The following is a 236-nucleotide window of genomic DNA, read 5'->3' on the forward strand; positions in this document are numbered from 1 at the left end:
GTATACCAAGGCCATATTTTCCAAAATAGCGTAGTTTGTACCTCGGGATTGCCCTGTTGAATGGCTTGTAGTAATGAATTTCTGTACCAAATCCAGCCTACAAAAATACAGCACATTAAGCCAAGTAATGGTTGCGCAACCTTAGTGGTAAGTGTGATCACTAAACCAAATAATGCGCCTAGGTTACACACAATCGTAATGCTAACAACTGCTATCAAGGCCCCAATGACCCACGT

Annotated in this window: 1 pseudogene; it reads right to left on the reverse strand. The window is 41.9% G+C overall.

The features are described 5' to 3' along the window. Positions 1–236: pseudogene (locus tag R2R70_RS23115) on the reverse strand (sodium-dependent transporter); the annotation flags it as partial.

The sequence above is a fragment of the Cobetia sp. SIMBA_158 genome (assembly GCF_046566945.1).
GTDB classification, from domain to species: domain Bacteria; phylum Pseudomonadota; class Gammaproteobacteria; order Pseudomonadales; family Halomonadaceae; genus Cobetia; species Cobetia amphilecti.